Genomic DNA, 20278 nt, shown 5'->3' with positions numbered 1-20278 from the left:
TACAGATAATTACGTAAATATTACACAAAACTCTGAGAAAGTGGTATCTTACCGTGTGTTCCTATAACTTTTACGAAAATTTAGCAAATGCACTCTCATCTTTCAGTATAAATTACACTATTTCCGTAAATTTTAAGCCACAGAAAGTCCTATAAGCACAGGTTCCGGCACCAAACGCACTCCAAAACGCGAATATACACCGTCAATAATTGTCTTCGCCAAATTAAGAATATCGTCAGCAGAAGCATGATTACGATTCGTAAGAGCTAACGTATGCAAAGAAGAAAGCCCAGCAGCAGATGCCACACCCTGCTGAACAATTCTAAATCCTTTATGAAAACCAGCGTGATCAATCAACCATGCAGCAGAAGTCTTCACACCTTGCGAACCGTCCGGAAGTAACGCCTCAAAACGTGGGGCATCCTCAGGCAACAACGCCGCTTTACCAGGCTCCATAATTGGATTCATAAAGAAACTTCCACAACTGTGGCGGTCACTATACATATCGTCACCATCATGCCAAGCACCTGCAACGTAATCCTCCTGCTGCAACCGCAATGCATACGCAACGCCCTCAGCACTTTTCGCACTCCGCATCCAGTCAGAGTCATAACGAGAGGCATCCTCAAGCATGCCCTTAGACGCACGCACACGCAACACTTCACGACGAATTGCAACGGTTTCCATACGCTCACCAAGCGCCACATGCAACGCTTTTGCCAACTGCGCATGGGATACAACGCCGGTTCTGTGGTGACGTAAGCAGAAATTAACAGAAAGCACCACATAACGCGGAGTAGGAAAATACGAAGTTGAAGGAACCCCTACAGCAGTGTACATACTTTGTTTTAGCAAAGAAGTACGGTAGCCAAAGTGCAACTGATCTTTTTGCAATTCAAGCGTTACCTTATTTTCGCGATCCCATACTTCTACCGACGTAACGCTTTGAGATACTTCCTGACCGTAAGCTCCAATATTCTGTACTACAGAAGCGCCAACCGTGCCCGGGATACCAGAAAGTCCTTCCACTCCTTCAAGACCAAGTTCAATAACGTGAGCTACAAAATCATCCCAGTTGCAACCGGCTTCAGCGTTCACATGCACCATATACGCTCCCGTTTGCGCATCTACACCATCTTCCGCAGGACTTGCTTCGTCGAGCACACTAATAGTGCGTCGAGCGTCGCGCACTACTACCCCATGGAAAGGAGCATCACTCACCAGCATATTAGAGCCGCCACCAATAACACATAACGGAAGATGAGCTTCGTCTGCATCTTCTACCGCTTCAATAACAGCGACGCGACTTGTTGGTTCCACAAAGCGGTCAATAATACCACCCACGCCAACAGTGGTGAGAGCAGCAAAAGTTGGGTTTTTAGTAGCATTTTTAGTAGCAAATACTTCCGTAGTCATGCCCCTAATAGTAACAGCACGAAATAACATACGAAGCAAGACAAAGTTCTGCGCGCAATAACAAAAAACCCCGCAATAAGCGGGGTAATAAGTATTAAAACTGCGCAACTATCGCGAGCCTTTTATAAAGCTCCAGCTCAGCGCAGTAGGCTGAAATTCAGCGAGTCTCGCGGTGGAGTGTATGCTTACCGCAGCGAGAGCAGAACTTATTCAGCTCAAGACGATCCGGCGTATTACGACGATTCTTCGTCGTAATGTAATTACGCTCCTTGCACTCAGTGCATGCCAGCGTAATGCCTGGACGGATGTCGGCGCTTTTGCTTGCCATTTCGTTCACCTCTACAATTCGTTATTGGCCAGCCAGTCTCCTACTGGCCGTTGTAGCGAGGAAGAGACTCGAACTCTTGACCTTACGATTATGAGTCGTACGCTCTAGCCAGCTGAGCTACCCCGCCAGAGAGCCTCGAGTGAGAATCGGACTCACGACCTCTTCCTTACCAAGGAAGTGCTCTACCACTGAGCTATCGAGGCGTGGCGGGTAGTGGATTCGAACCACTGAAGCACGAAGCGGCTGATTTACAGTCAGCTCCCTTTGACCACTTGGGAAACCCGCCAGCAGTCTCCGTGAGAAGTAAACTTCAAACGGCAACTTTGTTATTCTGCCACGAAAGCGAGACGAATGCAAGTCTTAGACACGCCGATAGCAGAAATTTATGAGATATTTTACGAAAAAACATCCGCAAAAGTCAATTATTCAGCGAAAAACCGTCTTTTTTTAATTCTTCGCAAATATTCAACACGCGGTTGTTAGCTTCGGTTTCACCAATGGTAATACGAATCCCATCGCCAGCAAAAGCGCGCACAGATAAACCTGCCGCCACAAAACGTTCTGTTGCTCGCTCAGTTTCCGCACCAAAAGGCATCCAGAAGAAGTTAGCATAAGCATCGGTAATATTCCAACCTTGCTCGCGCAAAGCACCCAACACACGCTCGCGCTCAGCAATAAGAGCCGCAACGCGAATCTTCATCTCTTCACTAGCAGCATCCTCCAACGAAGCCAAAGCTGCAACTTGCGCAACTTGTGACACGCCAAACGGAACTGCAACCTTGCGCATGCCCTCTACGACTTCAGCAGGAGCAACAGCGTAGCCAATACGCAATCCAGCTAATCCGTAAGCCTTGGAGAAGGTTTGAGCCACAACCACGTTCTGATATTCGCGATACAATTTCATGCCGTCAGCAGTGCCCTCTGCTGTGTTAAATTGCACGTACGCTTCATCAATAAGCACAAGCACGTCATTTGGTACAGCATCCAACACTTTACGCGCGTCAGCTTCGCTAAGAGACGCGGAAGTCGGGTTGTTTGGATTGTTCAAAATAACCAGACGCGTATGCTCGTTAACAGCGTTAATAATGCCATCAACATCATGAGACCCGTCAGCACGATTAGGGATTTGTACGCTTGTGGCGCCAGCAGCGGTAACAATAATCGGATACGCTTCAAAACTTCTCCACGGGTACACTACTTCGTCACCAGGGCCTGCAACTAAATCAACAAGCTGCGTAATCACTTCTGTAGAACCGCAACCAAGTACAACCTCATCTGGAGTGACTTCAAAACGCTTGGCAAGCTCCTCTACAACTTCATTACCTCGCATATTAGGATAACGGTTGATTACGTTTAACGCGCGAGTTGCAATAGCTTCCTTCACGCTTTCCAAAGGTTCGTAAGGATTTTCGTTACTAGAAATTTTGTAAGCGCGGACGCCATCTAATACAGGAGCCGGCTTACCTTGCTTGTAGCTAGGAATCGTATCAACGATGCTGCGATGTTTGTATGTCATACCTAACTATCATACTCCACACGCGCCTTAACTGCACAATAGCGAAAATAGCTAACCCGCAATCTCACAGAAAATGCGCAAATTTTTTCTTCACACGCAGCAATAAAAAACGCTGGAAACAACCTTAGCGTCATTTCCAGCGTAAGTTTTATTGTTGCGACCGGCTAAAAACTAGCCAAGAATAGCAAGCACGTCGCGAGAGGATACGATTAAGTAATCCTCACCTTCGTAATGAACTTCGGTGCCGCCGTACTTGGAGTAGAGTACCTTGTCGCCAACTTTAACGTCCATAGGGATACGCTCGCCCTTGTCGTCACGACGGCCAGGACCAACAGCAAGAACTTCGCCCTGCTGAGGCTTTTCCTTGGCGTTGTCTGGAATATACAAACCAGAAGCAGTCTGAGTTTCCGCCTGAGCCTGCTTTACAATAATCTTATCTTCCAACGGTGTGAGCTTAATCGACACTGTCGCCACCTCTTTCTTAAGAGAGATACTAACTTTGTACGCAAGTTGCAATCCGACGAGGCTGACGATCACGTGCGAACCACACTTACGTTCTGTGTCTCATGGTACCGCGAATTTAGCACTCTGCCAACTCGAGTGCTAAATTTTTAGAAATATTTTACCTGCGTTTCTTAAAAAATAACGTTGCGAGTATTAAAAAAGCGCGATTTTAGTAGTAAAACCGCGCATATTTAAATTTTAATTACTTAAATTTTAATTACCTTCTACGTCTAAAACTCACGCATTGCGGCGAGCTAGAACATCGCGCAAATCAGCAACGCCAAGCGAATCCGCGGAGCTTTCTGGAGCTTCAACTTCACAGTTCTGCTCCTCTGCATGGAAATGAGCAGGCTTAGCAGACGACGACTGGGCTATATTCTTTACAGGCACAGCCTTAGTAACCTGCTTAGTTGACTTAATTTCCAAACTTTCCGGGACAGAAGTTGCCGCAATATTATTTGCAACATTATTTGCAACATTATCTGAGTCACCTTTTGATTTTGCGTCCAAAGTAAAGGAAATCAAATCCTTATCTTCATGCGCAGATGAAGAAGTATCAACTACTTCGACTGCAGAATCATCCACATCCGCTACGGCAGCTTTTTGTGCCAGCATGCGTTTGCGCAACACAGCATCGCGCTCCTCCACAGCCTTGCGCACAGCTACACGAATTTCGCGCTGTTCCATAATAGAAGTTTCAGTATCGTCACGAGAACCCTGGTGCGGTAACGAAACGTTGTTTTGAGCTTCCTCAGGATTATGAATATTCGCTTCGTCAAACGCAACACGCTCCACCGGTGCTGAAGAAGTTTCAGCTGCCATAATTTCAGCCGCATATTGCGGATTTAGCTCGCTCAATTGATGCATAACAGCACCGTTATGCAGATCATACCTGGCATCTTCCGATTGACGTTTGGCTGCAACACGCATACTTGCCACGCGCGCTTCCCACTGGCGTGCGTGCTGAGATGCGCGAGCGCCGAAGAACAATACCGCAGCTAACATTGCCAACGGAATAATTGCAAAAAACGGCGAGAACAGCCCGGAACAGCCGGATAACAGCACTAATATGGTCAATACTGCAAGAGAAAGCACTAATACGCGACGACGACGAACAGCAGCACGGCGCGCAGCTCGAATACGCGCTATATGTTCAGGCATTAATGCTCGTTTTTGTTGAGTTGGCTGCATACGAACCCCTTTTGTCACCATGCCAGTGCCGTCACAAATACGCACGGTACTCCACTCACCCACCAAATGCAGTGAAGGCGAAAACCTATCCTCACGATGTTCAAGCATGGTTTTCATGCCATTAACCGTGCGCTTAGGTAACCACCCGAACCATAAGGCTACGAGGATGATTAACACAAGCAGCGCACTCACCGATTCATAACCCATACCTATTAATATAAGGAAGTCGCGGGATGTGTAGCAATATATACGTTCCGGCGTGTCGCTGAGAGTGCAAAGGACTAAAGTTCAGCAAGTTTATTGAATCTACTTAAGCTGACCGCTGACTGCGTTAAGCGATATGACTAATTATGACGAATACTGTCTGGGTATGTACTAGGATATGTGAAGGAACAGCAAGCACACACAAGGCCTTTGCTTGCATGCTCATGTAACTTCGGAGGGACTTTTGCCTACTTATCATTATCGTTGCAAGCAGTGCGGATACGATTTTTCAGAACACCAGTCGTTCTCAGATGATCCTGTTACCATTTGTCCTCAATGCGGCAAGAATACCGTTCACAAAGTGTATTCTGCTCCACCAATTAACTTCAAAGGTAAAGGTTTTTACCGCACCGATAAGTAAGATATGCCAACAAATGGCTATATTGCAACGTTAATAGCTTTTATCCACAAGGCTCATATTTTCTTGATATCAGTGCAACATACGTAGCACAATGCAACGTATGAGTATACATTTTTCTTTACTACAAACGTTGCGTCAGCGTAAGAACCAAGGTTACAACGCACCAGCTTATACGCAATCAGGCGTGAGCTTCGTCGTTTCCTCAAACTTACAACCGGTTGGGTTATTACGTCGCCGTCAGCGCGCTTTTGTGCAAAAAATTGTTGTCGTCTTATGCGCTGGATTGATGATGTTTTTAGTCGTGTCTTCAATTATTGCAGCGCAAGCTACGCAAATTATTCCGGTAGCTGCACACTATATTGCGCAAGGTGCGCACGTAACAGCTCGGGACGTACGTTACGTTAGCGTTCCACAACATACAGTTTTTCAACACACGCTTACCGAACACATAAGCGCAAAAAATCCTCTCGTTACTACGTGCGAAATACAGCCCGGAATGCCTATTTTACGCAATTCGGTGAGTCATATTCCCAGCATTCCAGAAGGATTTACTACCATCACTGTTCATTTAGCAAGTGCTAACCACACTATTGTTCCTGGTAAATATATTGATTTGGCGTTTAGTAAGCCAACTCAAGACAGCGAAGCACGCGATAATGAACCAGGCCGTAACGGTGCTAAAGACAACAAAAATGCTCAAGAAAACTACGAAGATAATCCATCTGCTATTGACGAACGATACGTAGCAATAGTGCGTCACGTTATAGTAATGCGAATCGCACAAAACCAGCAGTCGCAGCAAAACCAACAAAATCAGCAGAACAGCACAACTATTGCATTGCCTGCGGGAGATGCTCTGCGAATGTTACAAGCGCAGGCGGCGAACCCAACTCTGGCTATTGTTGCTATGAAAGGAACGGATTAGTTAACCAAGCCCATGCGTAAAAACGAATCTCAGCGTCCACGCTCCGAAAATATCGCCCAATGCGGTGGAAGCTCGCCAAGTATACGATTGTCGTCGTCCACATCGCGCTGCTGTAACGTAAGCGCGTCTGAAGGTTCCGACTTAACGCCATCAGCGTCAAAAAGCTCAGAACCTTCACGCACTACGCGCACGTGTATGCGCGGAGAACGACGAGACGGATCATACTGACTCATTCGTTGTCACCATACAGCTCACCGAGGCGTGAAACGACACGATCAACCTCTTTTTCAGGATTAACGAATGCGCCAACACTCCACACAGTCATAACCGACCATCCAAGCGATTCCAAATCCTGAACCATCATGCGGTGGCGTTCGCGTGTGGACTGAATACCCATAAACTGCGCATCATCGGTAAGCACAGCAAGCGCAAACGGCTTATCTGCAAGACCAACCACCAGCGGAATACGCGAATCGCTGTCGAAACCGTAATTAACAGCCACGCGCAAACCGCGCGCACGAATACGTTCAGCCAAGTCAGCAAAAAGCACATTATCTCGCACAGCAGATGCGGCAATCTTAGCATTAACATCGTGGGCATCTTCCGGACGCAAAGGCTTGTCGGTAAGTCCTTCCGCCCATTGAAGCAGCATTTTCAACAGCTTTGGACCATCCTGATGCAACCGCTCATCGTCCATATCTTTGGACGTAAAAGCACTCACAATGTCAAGGTGACGCCGTGCCAACGCAAGCGCGTCAAGCAGCATCGCACTGCCGCCTTCCTCCTCAAGCACACCAAACTGCTGAAGAAGTCGTCCGTGAGAAGTTTTGGCGTAGCACAACGACATAATCACATCTGTTGCTACGGCTCCAGAAGCTTCATGCACACTTAGTAGTCGCACATGGCGCAAGAAACGAGCCATATTCTCGTCTTTAACCGCAAGCGATTTAAGCTCTGCTCCCAAACGACTGCGGAACACGCTTGTTAACGTCACCACTACCAGCACATAACTCGAAGGCACTACAGTAAATGTTTTTGCACGTTGGCGAATCAGATCAACTACTTCGTCTATTTCACGCTGGCTACTTTCAATTAGACCAGAAGACAACACCGGCACACCAGTTGCCTCAATCTGATGCAACCTAACTTTGCCTTGCAAACGCTCAACAGGAATATCGTGACGCAACTTTCCGTAACCGTGCTCTTCCAAGAATTGAGCCAAACGCAACGAACGCCTAGTAGCGCGCGAAACAACAGTTACCGAAGGAAGCATGGAAATCAGCGCACGCAAGCTTTCAGAACTTACCGTCTCCCTGTGAGCCAACACTACTACTTGTCGAGCACGCGCCACAATAGAGAACAACTCAATATTCGAAATATGCTCTGCGGAATCAATGATAACAGTGTCCGCAATAGGCTTCATCGGAGTCATCATAGTAAGCGTAGAAGGCATTGCCACCAGAATTGGTTTCGCAGCCAGCAGCAAATCCGCGTAATTGCGCAACAATTTCGTAAAGGTAATGCCAGAACGGTTGCTGGCAAGCATTGTGTGCAATTGGTTTGCTTCCTGAGTTCTTGAGAACAGCAAATCACACAAGTGCTTCATAGCTTCCTGAGCAACCATCGGACCGATAGAACGCACGTGTTCAGTGTCTACCTGCACAAAACGATCAGAAGCATCCTGCATCGCAGAACCGTCTTGGTGCGAGATAATGGCGGAAGCATTTACAATATCTTCAAAAACAGTAGTCCACCATGCTAAATGCAACTCGCCGTCGATTTTACTTCCAGTGATGTGACGATGACGCAAATCGGTAACTAAATCAGTTAAACCAGCTTTACTAAATTCTCGTTCCAGCTTGCAACGCCCAGGAAGCGTATCCAAGGAAGCGCGATCGTCGTGCAAGGCCTTCAAACGCGCCTCAAGTTGTGTAAACTCAATGTTTTCAAGGTCAGCACCAAGACGAGTTGTTGCAAGCACCGCATCAAGGGCAATCAAATTCCTCGAAAGCACCTCCTGCGTACTTACCAGTTCGTCCAACTTTGGAGGCAACACTGGCCAACCGCCGTGAGGCACAAAAGTGCGCCACTGTGCAGCCTGCTGAGACACGACTTTCAACGCTTCGTGCAAATCTTCAACTTTAGCACCTACGCGCAGCAAACTACGCGCTTCTTTTACATGATGGCGACGCTCCCAGAAGCCCATAACAGTGCCTTCTGCTTTGCGCACGGCTTTTGGCTTACTAGCCTCAATCATGGCATCAAGATCGCGTTCAAAAATTTCAGGCTGGAATACGTCGAGTACGCGACGCAAGTTTTTAAGTACCGTAACTTGACGGCTCCATTCGCGAGCGGTAGTTGGTACGGGGAAACCGCAGCTTTGTACCGTACTTTTTACTTGTTCACGCGTGGCAGGCAACAGTTTAAGTAGCACGTCCACCACACGTTGGTACACGGTGACGGCTTCATTTTCGTCAAATATTGACGCACCAAACCAAGGCGTGTCTTCTGGATTAATACTAAACTCGCCCAGTTCATCTGCCTGATGGAACTTTTTCGCCCACTCATCGATATGACCAGTCATAGCGTGCGCTGCGGCAACATCGAGTCGCACGTGCGTTGAAGGATGGGAAGGGAGCATTGCTATAGCAGCAAGATTTTGGATGGTTTGATATGCCGAGACTCCCCACGTTTTGTTTATTCCGTGAAGATCTCCTAAGTAGCGTGTCAGTCGCGATCGCACGCCAACAAGCTCATCCGCAACCTGCTCAAAACGCGAAGTTGCCACGCTTTGGCGAGCGCCAACTGCTGCAATAAGCTGGGAATCGACATGCTTAGCAATATGCCCGTCAGCTACGTCAAGTGAAAGCGATGAAATTTCGTGCGTGTTCAGCGTGTAACGGAAGCGACGCTGCTGCTCAAGCACGTGCGGAACGTACAGCACGGAACGCCCCGCTAGTACCGAGCGAGAAGCAATAGCTGCGGCGATTGCCGTGGAATCAGAACCTGCATCAATGTTTACAAAAAGCGAATTTCCTTCTGAAACCACGTCAGCAGCGTAACGGACAGTGTTGTCAACGTCTCCCACTTCGCATTCACCGTGAGGGTCAGCGTCAAAAGGACTATACTCAACTTTGCTTCCTGTTTGTAGCGCTTGTATAGCGTTCTCATCTCCTGCAAGCGCATCAATTATGGTATGCGAAGCGCTTCCCGACCGCAAAGATTGTATAATCTGCTCACTTTCGGCTACAAAACGTGAGCCTGCGTCAGTAAAGCATCCGAGGACAATATCGCGTTCAATGTCGAAATCTGGGAAAGCACGGCGTGCTTGCTGACAGATAGCCTCGAACACGACTGACGTCTCCGGGGTGCCACTTTCGTAGTGAGAACCGTCAAATAGCACATCTTCTCGAAGTTCTACGCCACGTTCACGCAAGCGCGCAACCAAAGCCTGGTTCAACCCTACGTTTCCCGAGAAGTACATGGTTGCTGCGGTTTCGTCTTGATTAGCATCGCGGACAACGTGCACAGGGTATGTCAGTACTGGCACATGGTTGCCATTCCACAAGGCAACGCCGACAATGAGCGACAATTCCGATACGCCACTTTCGTGAGCTTTCATATCGCGGTCTTCAAAAACGCGGTCAAGCCTACGTCCTGCCGCACGGAGCATGCCAGCGTCACGGAATAATGCTTTTAAGGTTACTTTTCCGCTTGCAAAAAGCTGGGCTATACCAGAGGGATGCGCGTGCGTGAGTTCTAGTTGAGCCGCAAGTTTGGTAATGTCTTCCAACGGTGAAGGGGCAAGCTGGGACTGATATTGTTGTTTCCAAGCTACTATTTGTTGCAATGCTTCCGCGCGATTTCCTTGAGCAGCACGCTTTTCAATACGCGCAGCTTCCGGAGTATCTGACACGTCAGTTGACATTGTTTCCGCAGCTTGTGCAGTTGACATCGCTGTTGACGCGTCGTTAATGGAATCGTTTGCTGATTTTATGCTTTGTGTGTCGCTCATATTCTTCCCCTACCCGCTTATTGTTCAATAGCTTCACGATATGCACTGTAACCGCTGTTGCATGCTAGTGCGGCGTCAACTTGCGCATTTCCTTGCGCTGCGAGCCAAGCATATAAGTCGTCGTATAATCCGGGATTTTCGGCTAAGTATGGAAGTAACTCAGCGTATTGTGCCATTTCAAATTGTCGCGAAAAATCGGTGATTTCTCTAGCATCTTGGGAAGTGAAACCGCCAACTTCTACCATGTTTTGTTGAGCGTCGAATTCGCCTTTTGATACTTTTTCAAATACTGAACCTGGCTCAAACGCTGGAGTGTAAGAATCTTCACTATCGGTTGCAATATAAGTTGCGGAATCTGCGGTTTTAGAATCTGCGGTTGCGGAAGTCGAGTTTAAGTAGTCTGTACTTTCGTAATGGTTAGTGTTTGCAGCAGTATTAGTTTCAGCATTGTTGATTGCTGCGATGCTGGACTTGATAACATCGGTTGCGAAAGGTCCGGTTGTTGCCTCGTCTACTGAACCAAACTGACTTGACAGCGTGTTAGCTGTTTCAGCGTGTGCAGTTTCCGTTACAGACTGTTCCAGCTGATTAGCCGCTTGTTCAGTATTCGTTTGCACTTCGCACGCTACTTCCGTTTGAACAGCATTGTTTTCAACGTTGGTTTCTGCACTATTTTCGTCACTATTTTCGTCACTATTTACAGAACCGTCTTGAATGCCGCCGTCTTGATAGTTAATTTCTTGCGCGATTTGCGAATGTATTGCTTGTGCGTCAGCAAACAAATTGCGTGGTTCGACAGGCTCTTCTTGCTGTTCGCGTACCACCGGCAGAGCAACATTATGATTATTGTGGGAAATTTCAGAAGACAATGGTTGTAATGCGGCACCCTGCTGCCATGAAAGTCCCGGATGAGACACGGATTGCGCTTGGAAAATGCCGGTTGGCTCACCCGCACGCAAATCAAGGATTTGATCCACTGACAAGTCGCCAGCAGCCGGCTCTTCGTGCGTATCGTCAGTTGCGTAGGAGAACAGATTGCGCACTTCGTGCTCGTTATCCGCAACTTCGTCTTCCACGCGCACAAAATCAATAGGAACATCGCCAAATTGCATGCGCATCAGATTGTCTGGAAGCTGGAAGTCAACGTCTGGCTCCAAACGCAACAAGTCTCCGTTGGCTCCCACTAAATACGTACCATTAGTAGAGTGCAGATCGCGAATGGTGGCCACTCCTCGCGTATCGACTATGAGCAAAGCATGGCGTTTTGACATAGAACGCTTGTTATCTACTATGTCGATGCGCGTGAAACCATCCTCACGCAACGGGCGTATAGGCTTTCGACCAATCTCTACAGACTGTCCTGCACCCACACGTGCCTGCTCGACACCACCAACTGTAATCATCCAGCGCTGCACGGTTTGTCGCTCACTCACGCGATCTGCTCCCTTCAAAAAACACACTACTTACTATTGTGTCATGCTTTGTGTATATTGCGCTAGCTTTTACGAATTTTATGTAAGAATCTCGCAAAATCTTATAAAATTCTACTTTCTCGCAAGCGCATTTTGTAAAAAACCGCAAGTCCCCGAAAGAACTTGCGGTTATGTTACGCGTGTTTGCACATCACAATACACAAACACGCATTATGTCAACAGCGTTGAAACGGATTCGACTACTTAACACCTAAATTTTGCAACTGCTTTTGCAACTGCACATAGGTAGTTAAAGCCGAATTATTGACCATAGCTTGTCCCAACTTAGACGAAGTGTTATACAAAGCCTCAAGATTGTCTGGCTTAATAGTCTTTCCGCCCGCAGTAACCTTATTCACGTACTCGTTGAAGGACTTGACGAATTCGCTTGGTGTGAGAGAAGTGTGCTTATTTATGCCAGCGTGCCATACAGTTGTAGCACCATATATAGAAGCATCGTTGGTTTGAGCAAAACCGCCAACTGTACTCTCAGAATTCACAAAGTTGGTATAGTGGCCAACCTTACCTTCAAACTCTCCCATCTTGCTACCATCTGCATCATTCTCAAACAAGGATTCCGTAAGAGAATATAATGCATCAGCATTATGACGATATTGTTCGAGATCCGTTCCTGGCTTGAGCACAAAGTGGCTGTCTTTACCTGCGGCAACGTTATCGAAAATTTCCTTTTCTTTGTTGTACCAGCCATACATAGGATTAATTAATTCATCTTCTTTGTTATTGTTTTCAGAATCGCTGAAAGTACCCCAAGCAAGATTCTCGGCAACACCATTTTCATACGGATGTTGCTCTGGAACTTGCATCATAGCATGGGCTTGCACAGTATCTGAGAACATGCTGTGCGTAATGGCCTCAGCAATACTGCGAAGGCTCACATTCGCCGAATCCAAGCCTTCCTGCTTGCGGAAATCATTTAACCTATCGTAATAATTGGCAACATTATGAATTTCCAGAAGGCTAGCTGCAGAAAGCGGACGAACATTCCTTGCTTGATGGTAGAAGTCTGGGGAAGGCTCTGATGGAACAATACGTTCCGACCAATGGCAGGAGCCATTGTCATCGCAGTGTTTATCTACCACAACCTTGTAACCCTTGATGGTTTTACCTTGCATAATAGCCAACGCATCCTGAGCGTCTCGCAAATCATCGCCGCTCAGCTTGTGGTTTGCAATATAATCTTTCAGATAGTCAGTGAAAGTTTCTTGAACCAAGTTACTTTGCTTTGCTGCTTTTTGAGCTTCAGCATCATATGCATTGTACAATGCCAAGTCACTGGAGCTAACATTAGCTTTTGCTGCAGCAATCTTAGTTTCAAGCTCTTGCACCTTCTTAGCTTTTTCAGCTGCAGAAAGTTCTACGCCATCTTCGTAGTGATCGGAACCGTCGTTTTCAGCCTGCTGATCTTCAGCCGGCTTAGTTTTTGGCTCGGCAGGAGCTTCTTGCTTTGGCTCGGCAGGAGTTTCTTGCTTTGGTTCAGCAGGAGTTGGATTCACAGGAGCTTCTTGCTCTGGTTCAACGTCAGTATCGAAATCATCGACAGCAAAATCACCGAAATCAAAATCGCCAAAATCACCGAAATCTGCGAAGTCAACGCCTAAATCTTCATCTCCAACTTCGCTGACGTCACCTAATTCGCCTTCACCAAAATCGGCTTCACCGAAGTCACCAAGATCGTCGAAATTCAAATCTCCGAACAAATCATCAAAGTTGAGATCTCCGAAATCACCAAATCCATCAAAAGTATCATCGGAATCGCTAAGGTTGACATCGCTTTCGGCAGCAGCCGCATCGTCTTCGGCTGCAGTTTCAGTAGTATCGCCTTCGGCCTCAGTTTCAGCAACATTGCCACCAGCGAGAGAGACACCCTCATCATCAAGAACGACATCATTTTCAGCAGCAGTAGGAGCAGGAGCCACCGGAGCAGCAGTAGGTGCAGGTGCAGCAGCAGTAGAAGCTGGAGCAGCAGCGGTAGGAGCAGGAACTTCCTTAGTCCCAGCATCCGCAGCCATTGCAGGAGTTGCAAACGCTAACCCCGCAACAAATGCAGCGCCGAAAGAAAACGCTGCAATAGCCTTCTTATTTAACATGTGTTTCCCTTTCTTATTGTTACGCGTTGAAGCGTAGCACAATGCATTTGGTTCAAAACTAAACGTTTGTAGTCCAAACGAAACGCAGCACCTCCAGCCTCGCAAAGTAAGTATAACAATGCCAAATCTTTGCAAAGACGAAAAGCACATTGCGTATTATGATACTCCTCAGACACTACAGAAACATCCTCCGACAGCTGAGATTCGCTGCCAGAGGATGCACTATTAATATTGGCTTGGTTCAGCCAAGATCATCAACGTTCAGCTCACCACACAACGCATTTATAGAGTATGGCTCACTTCACATAAGCCATACTCTATATACGTAAATACGCTACAAGTTACATCAATGCATAAGATCTAGTAAACTGTTCGTTTCTCCCAATCTTTTACCATCAAAGAATTGCGGGACCTTTTGCAAACCACTAGTTTTGGCACGCAATCCGCTTGCAATACGTAATACGCTTGTAATATGCAGTATTGCTAACTTTTCACATGTGCTTACACAGAGTTATGCTGTTTATGTGTCAGCTTGATTCCGCTGATTCGGTAAACAGCTTCTAAGCTGCAATAAATTTTCTTGATGCGTTTGATTATAAGAGTTTCTTATATTAACGCAGCAGAGAAAGGAGAATAGTATGTTACATAAAAAGTTTGTGGGAGCATTGGCTGCTTGCGCAACTTTGCTATCCGCTCTCGCCTTTACCTCGCCTGCTATGGCGAGTGGCAGTACGGTTAATCCGCTTAATAAAGCCGCTATTACGCTGGTAAAGAGAAATATTACGTTTTATCAGCGTAAAATAGTTGGGGATAAATCAGACCTTGCGGCAAAAAGATCGCGAGCAGCGGCAACTGGCGTCATAGATAGAAATGGTAATCTCACCGACGTGTGCAAGAACACTCGAGGCGAATTCGACTCTAACACCTGCGAGTATTATACGGGCGAATCATATAAAAACTACGATGAAGCCAGATACACTTTATGGAAACATCAGAATGCTCTAGCTAGTGCACAGCAACAGCTTAACGAGTTGAATGCTGATTTTACTCCGGAAGTTTTCGCTAACTATTCTGGTGATAATCCAGCAAATAGTTTATCTGCAAAGTTCCTTATTAAGGAAATAAATAATCTTAAAAATGACATTGCTGCCGATAAATCAGATTTGGCAGATAAACGTATAGCTGCAGCAGAATTTGGCGCTATAGATAAAAATGGTAATCTCACCGACGTGTGCAAGAACACTCGAGGCGAATTCGACTCTAACACCTGCGAGTATTATACGGCCGAAGCATATAGAAACTATGATAAGGCCGAAAATACTCTTCAGTATCACGAAAACGCTCTCGCCAGTGCATTACAACAGCTCAAGGAATTGAATAACTCTGCCACAAGCCATAGCACTACTTCAGATAATACAAAAGTGCAAAATTTGGAAACTGAAATTGCTAAAGATAGGGCAGAAGTCACTCAATATCGTGAACTTGCTGCAGCAGCTGGCGTTATAGACAAAAATGGTAATCTCACTGATTTGTGCACAAACGCTCGCGGCGAATTCGACTCTAACACCTGCTCATGGAAGCCGGCCGAAGCATATAGAAACTACTTAAATGCTTTAGGGAAACTGGTGAAGAATAAGAATGATCTCGCAGTTTTGCGTCATCAATTGGGCGAAGACGAAGACGAGTCCAACGACGAATCTGACAACGAGTCTGATAATGAATCTGAATCCGATAATGAGAGTGAGTCCGACGATGAATCAGATGATTACTCCGATTTCGACGACTTTGATTGGGACGATTTGGATGACTTGCTAGACGAAATCGATTTTGATAATTTCGATTGGAGCAGCGACGATTACGAGGATACGAATTATTACGACAACGATTATTCGTATAACCCATATTATTATTAAAGCAATGCTAAATACTACGATTCCTTGTGATTCGGTATGTGAGATTTCGCTCACGTAGCTAAGTGACCTTCCACGTGGCAAGGTTGCGTTAAATGGCACGTTGCGAATGTACTACAACAGTAGAGCTTGAGGTTGCTTTTGGCAACTTCAAGCTCTTTTTTTGCGTGTTACACCAACATCTTGTGTGTCCTGCTTGCAGTTTTGACGACCGCACAATAGTAGACTGCGCATTAACTTACCGGAGCGCTTAAAACGTAACGCACGTAGACACTCAATGCGAGTTTCGCAAACGAGCGTAATAAAACTCGAGCGCCTCATTACGGACACCTAAGAACAGAGCACGCTTACGTAGATAATGCTCTTGCTATTGAGCTTGCGTCAAAACACGTCATGCTTCACGTGTTAAATCACCCAAACGGTTACTAATAACCGTAAGGAATACACGCGAAAGCATGCTAAAGCAAATAAAAAAAATCGGCTTTGCAAAGCCACGCAACCACGCTTTCAGCAATCGCTTACTACGCGCGCCGCGCAAACCTTACAAAGCCGATATAGTAAATCAGCGATAAGTCAGTAACTTACTTCTTGAGCTCACGGCTTTTTAGGAGTTAAACCACCGTCAAAAAGGCTGCTGCTTACACCATCGCTACCACCAAAAAGATCGCCTACACTAATTTTTGGAGTTGCAGGCTTACTATCATCTTTCTTCGGAGCAGGAGCAGCTGGCTTCTCAGCTGGCTTCTGTTCAGCTGGCTTCTTATCATCTGTAGAAGGAGCAGCTGGCTTTACAAGATTGCCAACTGGGTTGTTGTTAAGTCCTTCGGAAGTAACTGCACTAGAACCGGCAACTGCAGGAGTTGCTGACGTAGATGGCTTAGCTGATTCAGAATTAGCAGAGCCTTCTGCAGGAGTGCCTTCCTTCTTATCGGCAGGAGTAGGAGTGGCAGGAGCAGGAGCAGGAGTGGTATCACCCTTCTCATTTTCCTTCTTCTCACCATTCTTATTATCCTGCTTGTCAGCCTTTGGAGTTTCAGTTGGGGTAGCTGGCTTCTCCTCAGCAGGCTTCTCAGCTGGAGCTGAGCTATTCTTAAGAGCCTTAAGCAAATCGGCAGGAGAGACAAAAGTCTTATCAAGACCTGCACTGCCGTTCAAGGCATCCTTTGCATCAGCAAAAATGTCCTTTTTTACTTCCATAGGAGCTGGCTTTGGAAGCTCAACTGGCTTCTCCTCAGCAGGCTTCTCCTCAGCAGGCTTCTCCTCAGCAGGCTTCTCCTCAGCTGGCTTCTCTTCAGCTGGCTTCTCAGCAGGAGCTTCAACATCAGCATCGAGCAAATCAGCTAAATCATCAGCAGCGAAATCATCCATATTGAAATCGTCACCGAACAAATCAGACAAATCTGCATCTGCATCGACATCTGCAACGTCTAAGTCGTCGAAATCGCCCAAATCTTCAAGATTATCTAAGCCGTCAAGATCATCCAAGCCCTCAACGTCGGCAGGAGCCTCAACATCAGCATCCTCAGGAACGGCGACGTCATCCATATCAGCGTCGAGTAAATCACCAAAATCCAAAGTGCTGAAGTCAAAATCGCCAAGGTCAGGCAATTCGATATCATCAGGAACCTCAACATCAGGAGTCTCAGCAGCAGGAGCTGGATTAGCTGCGGTAACAGCAGGGGTCTTAGCTGCAGTAACGGCTTCAGGCTTAGCTGCAGTAACGGCTTCAGGCTTAGCTGCAGTAACGGCTTCAGGCTTAGCTGCAGTAACGGCTTCAGGCTTAGCTGCAGTAACAGCCTTAGGAGCCTCAGCAGCAGGAGCAGCAACTTCGTCAGCCATTGCAGGGCTTACGATGGCCAAACCAGACACCAACGTAGCGCCAGCAGCAAAAGCCGCCATAGCTTTCTTATTCAACATATTATTTCCTTTCTCCTTGGGAAGCATCCTTCCCCATTGCTACGGAAGTGGAATAGCTCATCCACAAAGCCCGCAGCAATTAACTCTAAAGGATATCAACTTCTCAGCTAGCACGCCAGTTCAGAGGGATAAATCGGCATCAGTAAGATCTGCATTCTCTGCATTCTTTACAGCAGGTGCAGCTTTAAGAGCAGCCTTGGCAGCTGGAGCTGGAGTCTCAGCAGCTGGAGCTTCGGTAGTAGGAGCAGCCTTGGCAGCAGGAGCTGGAGTCTCAGCAGCTGGAGCTTCAACGTCAGACAAATCAAAATCGACGTCATCCAAGCCCAAATCATCAAAATCAATGTCGTCAAACAAACCATCAAAATCGACGTCATCGAAGCCAAAATCATCAGCGCCAGAAAGATCCACACTTACGTCAGCATCCCCCTCAGAAGCTGAACCTTCGCCCAACAAATCAGAAGCAGTCTCAGCAGCAGGCTCAGCAGCGGCATCAGAATCTACCTCAAAAGCCTGAATCTTAGGCAAAGCACCGTTCGAAGAAGGTCTAATAGAAATATACTTGTCTAAACCATTTAACGTCGACTCAGATGGAGCCCTAAAATCAGCAGCCCCAAGATCAGCTACACTAAAAGCAGCCATTGCAGGAGCAGCAAAAGCAAAGCTCGAAAGCAATGTAGCACCAGCAGCAAAAGCCGCCATAGCTTTCTTATTTAACATATTATTTTCCTTTCTCCTTGGGGAACGTGCCCCCACGCTAGAAAAATCACACCTTACAGTCCGACTTTCCCAACAAGCATACTGGAAGCTACCAGTAAAGCGCTTCTTAACACGCTCAGCACACAATAATACTTGATATAACGCTCAAAACCACGCATCAAACAAAAAAGAACAAGAATTTATCGGCGTGTCGGCGAAATAAAACATAAAAAATAGGCGGCAAGAAAAATCTCGCCGCCTATTTGTGCCCTAAACGCAACACACAACAAGCACGTTACGAAAAGAGCAATACAAACTTAAAACTACTTAAGTTCCACAGAAGCGCCGGCCTCTTCGAGAGCAGCCTTAGCCTTCTCAGCGTCTTCCTTCTTAGCCTTCTCGAGAACAGCCTTTGGAGCGCCGTCCACGAGAGCCTTAGCTTCAGCCAAGCCGAGGCTGGTCAAAGCACGCACAGCCTTGATGACTGCAATCTTCTTGTCGCCAGCAGCGGTAAGAACGACGTCAAACTCGTCCTTCTCTTCCTCAGCAGCGCCAGCAGCAGCTGGAGCAGCGGCAACAGCGGCGACAGGGGCAGCAGCCTCGACGTCGAACTTCTCTTCAAAGGCCTTGACGAACTCAGAGAGCTCAACGAGGGTCATTTCACCGAAAGCTTCAAGAAGCTCTTCGCTAGTGAGCTTAGCCATAATTGGCTTCCTTTCTTACTTGGTCAGGCGCACGTTGCACCATACGACCATAACATTTTTCTTATTGATTGGTCTCATGCAGCAAGCTGCAAGGGAATCAAGCGGCCTTTTCCTGCTTCTCGCGCAAAGCGTCGATAGTGCGCACAGCCTTGGTTGGCAGAGCGTTGAACAGGTAAGCGGCCTTGGACATAGTGCCCTTGAGCGCGCCAGCCATTTCGGAAAGCAACTCTGGACGCGACTTCAAATCGGCGAGCTGCTTTGCACCCTCAGCATCGTAAACGGTTCCATCAGCGAAACCGCCCTTAACAACGAGGGCTTTATTCTCCTTGGCAAAATCACGCAAAGTCTTAGCAGCCTCAATGAAATCACCCTTAACAAAGGTGACTGCAGTTGGGCCGGCGAGAAGCTCGTCAAGACCTTCAATGCCCGCTTCCTTAGCAGCAATACGAGCAAGCGTGTTCTTAGCCACAGAGTAGGAAGTATCGCGGCCTAGCTTTTCACGCAGAGCAGAAATCTGCGGAACGGTAAGCCCGCGGTACTCGGTCAGGTAGACAGCATCCGCATTACGGAACAACTCCGTAAGCTGTGCGACTACCGCTTCCTTTTCGGGCCTCTTCATGGCGTTCCTTCCTAAATTGGCCGTCGGCACGAAAGAAACACATCAAACTCAACACACGCGCAGATAACAAAAAAGCTCTGCGCACCGGCAGAGCAACATTCGAAGCACACTAAAGTGCTTAATTTTTCGACTCACAATAAATACTTGCAAATCATCGCTCAACCTGTGCTGGCCTGACACATCAATTTCAGAAGTCTTGCGACCTCACCAACGGTCTGTGGTTTACGTTGGGCTAGTTTAGTACGCAGCTGCGACATTGTCAAGAAAAAATTCGAGGATACGCAAATCGCATACCCTCGAATTTCATATTCTTTTATATTTTGCTTATCAAC

Annotated in this window: 16 protein-coding genes and 3 tRNA genes; 3 read left to right on the top strand and 16 right to left on the bottom strand. The window is 47.0% G+C overall.

The window, feature by feature from the left end; translation table 11 throughout:
* Positions 1–132: 132 nt before the first annotated feature.
* The 8 genes from AXE77_RS03975 to AXE77_RS03940 form a co-directional block, all read right to left on the bottom strand.
* Positions 133–1416, bottom strand: a complete 1284-nt coding sequence (locus AXE77_RS03975; protein ID WP_116712235.1) for an FAD-binding protein — start codon at positions 1414–1416, stop codon at positions 133–135.
* Positions 1417–1573: 157 nt separating this feature from the next.
* On the bottom strand, positions 1574–1744 hold the full coding sequence (gene rpmG / locus AXE77_RS03970) for a 50S ribosomal protein L33 (RefSeq protein WP_116712234.1): 171 nt from the start codon (positions 1742–1744) through the stop codon (positions 1574–1576).
* Positions 1745–1797: 53 nt separating this feature from the next.
* Positions 1798–1871: transfer RNA gene (locus AXE77_RS03965), tRNA-Met, on the bottom strand.
* A gap of 4 nt (positions 1872–1875) precedes the next feature.
* Positions 1876–1947: transfer RNA gene (locus AXE77_RS03960), tRNA-Thr, on the bottom strand.
* Position 1948: 1 nt separating this feature from the next.
* Positions 1949–2030, bottom strand: a tRNA-Tyr gene (locus tag AXE77_RS03955).
* Positions 2031–2162: 132 nt separating this feature from the next.
* On the bottom strand, positions 2163–3260 hold the full coding sequence (hisC, locus tag AXE77_RS03950) for a histidinol-phosphate transaminase (RefSeq protein ID WP_116712233.1): 1098 nt from the start codon (positions 3258–3260) through the stop codon (positions 2163–2165).
* 171 nt (positions 3261–3431) lie between these two features.
* Positions 3432–3725, bottom strand: a complete 294-nt coding sequence (gene groES / locus AXE77_RS03945; protein ID WP_004114319.1) for a co-chaperone GroES — start codon at positions 3723–3725, stop codon at positions 3432–3434.
* Positions 3726–4001: 276 nt separating this feature from the next.
* Positions 4002–5162: a hypothetical protein gene (locus tag AXE77_RS03940; protein WP_116712232.1), complete on the bottom strand. Its 1161-nt coding sequence runs from the start codon at positions 5160–5162 to the stop codon at positions 4002–4004.
* A 241-nt stretch (positions 5163–5403) separates the two neighbouring features.
* Here AXE77_RS03940 and AXE77_RS03935 point away from each other — a divergent pair, with 241 nt between their 5' ends.
* Positions 5404–5580, top strand: coding sequence for an FmdB family zinc ribbon protein (locus tag AXE77_RS03935; protein ID WP_116712297.1), 177 nt, complete (start codon positions 5404–5406; stop codon positions 5578–5580).
* Between the two features lie 100 nt (positions 5581–5680).
* Positions 5681–6505 carry a CpaB family protein gene (locus AXE77_RS03930; protein ID WP_240612648.1) on the top strand — a complete coding sequence of 275 codons (825 nt, stop codon included), beginning with the start codon at positions 5681–5683 and terminating at the stop codon, positions 6503–6505.
* Between the two features lie 29 nt (positions 6506–6534).
* On the opposite strand, the gene AXE77_RS03925 is transcribed toward AXE77_RS03930, so the two are convergent.
* The 4 genes from AXE77_RS03925 to AXE77_RS06860 form a co-directional block, all read right to left on the bottom strand.
* Complete coding sequence (locus AXE77_RS03925) at positions 6535–6738, bottom strand: hypothetical protein (protein ID WP_116712231.1); 204 nt, start codon at positions 6736–6738, stop codon at positions 6535–6537.
* Positions 6735–10520 (bottom strand): helicase, encoded by a 3786-nt coding sequence (locus AXE77_RS03920; RefSeq protein WP_430886650.1) that lies wholly within the window; start codon positions 10518–10520, stop codon positions 6735–6737. Before AXE77_RS03920 ends, AXE77_RS03925 begins: the two co-directional genes overlap by 4 nt.
* Before the next feature lie 17 nt (positions 10521–10537).
* The gene (locus tag AXE77_RS03915; protein WP_165846055.1) at positions 10538–11953 is read right to left on the bottom strand and encodes an FHA domain-containing protein; all 1416 of its coding nucleotides are present in this window, start codon (positions 11951–11953) and stop codon (positions 10538–10540) included.
* Between the two features lie 239 nt (positions 11954–12192).
* On the bottom strand, positions 12193–14100 hold the full coding sequence (locus AXE77_RS06860) for an energy transducer TonB (protein WP_133296285.1): 1908 nt from the start codon (positions 14098–14100) through the stop codon (positions 12193–12195).
* A gap of 638 nt (positions 14101–14738) precedes the next feature.
* Between AXE77_RS06860 and AXE77_RS03905 the strand changes: the two genes are divergently transcribed.
* Complete coding sequence (locus AXE77_RS03905) at positions 14739–16013, top strand: hypothetical protein (RefSeq protein ID WP_116712229.1); 1275 nt, start codon at positions 14739–14741, stop codon at positions 16011–16013.
* Positions 16014–16604: 591 nt separating this feature from the next.
* Here the strand turns inward: AXE77_RS03905 and AXE77_RS06855 are convergent.
* The 4 genes from AXE77_RS06855 to rplJ form a co-directional block, all read right to left on the bottom strand.
* Positions 16605–17927, bottom strand: coding sequence for a hypothetical protein (locus tag AXE77_RS06855; RefSeq protein ID WP_240612647.1), 1323 nt, complete (start codon positions 17925–17927; stop codon positions 16605–16607).
* Between the two features lie 120 nt (positions 17928–18047).
* Positions 18048–18644 carry a hypothetical protein gene (locus tag AXE77_RS03895; protein ID WP_116712228.1) on the bottom strand — a complete coding sequence of 199 codons (597 nt, stop codon included), beginning with the start codon at positions 18642–18644 and terminating at the stop codon, positions 18048–18050.
* Positions 18645–18946: 302 nt separating this feature from the next.
* Positions 18947–19327 (bottom strand): 50S ribosomal protein L7/L12, encoded by a 381-nt coding sequence (gene rplL / locus AXE77_RS03890; RefSeq protein WP_032814643.1) that lies wholly within the window; start codon positions 19325–19327, stop codon positions 18947–18949.
* A 97-nt stretch (positions 19328–19424) separates the two neighbouring features.
* A complete protein-coding gene (rplJ, locus tag AXE77_RS03885; RefSeq protein WP_116712227.1) occupies positions 19425–19946 on the bottom strand; it encodes a 50S ribosomal protein L10 in 522 nt (173 codons plus the stop codon).
* Positions 19947–20278: the final 332 nt, after the last annotated feature.

Source organism: Gardnerella massiliensis (genome assembly GCF_003408845.1).
GTDB lineage: Bacteria > Actinomycetota > Actinomycetes > Actinomycetales > Bifidobacteriaceae > Bifidobacterium > Bifidobacterium vaginale_H.
Note: the sequence above shows the minus strand (reverse complement) of the source record. Positions and strands in the feature narration are given on the sequence as shown.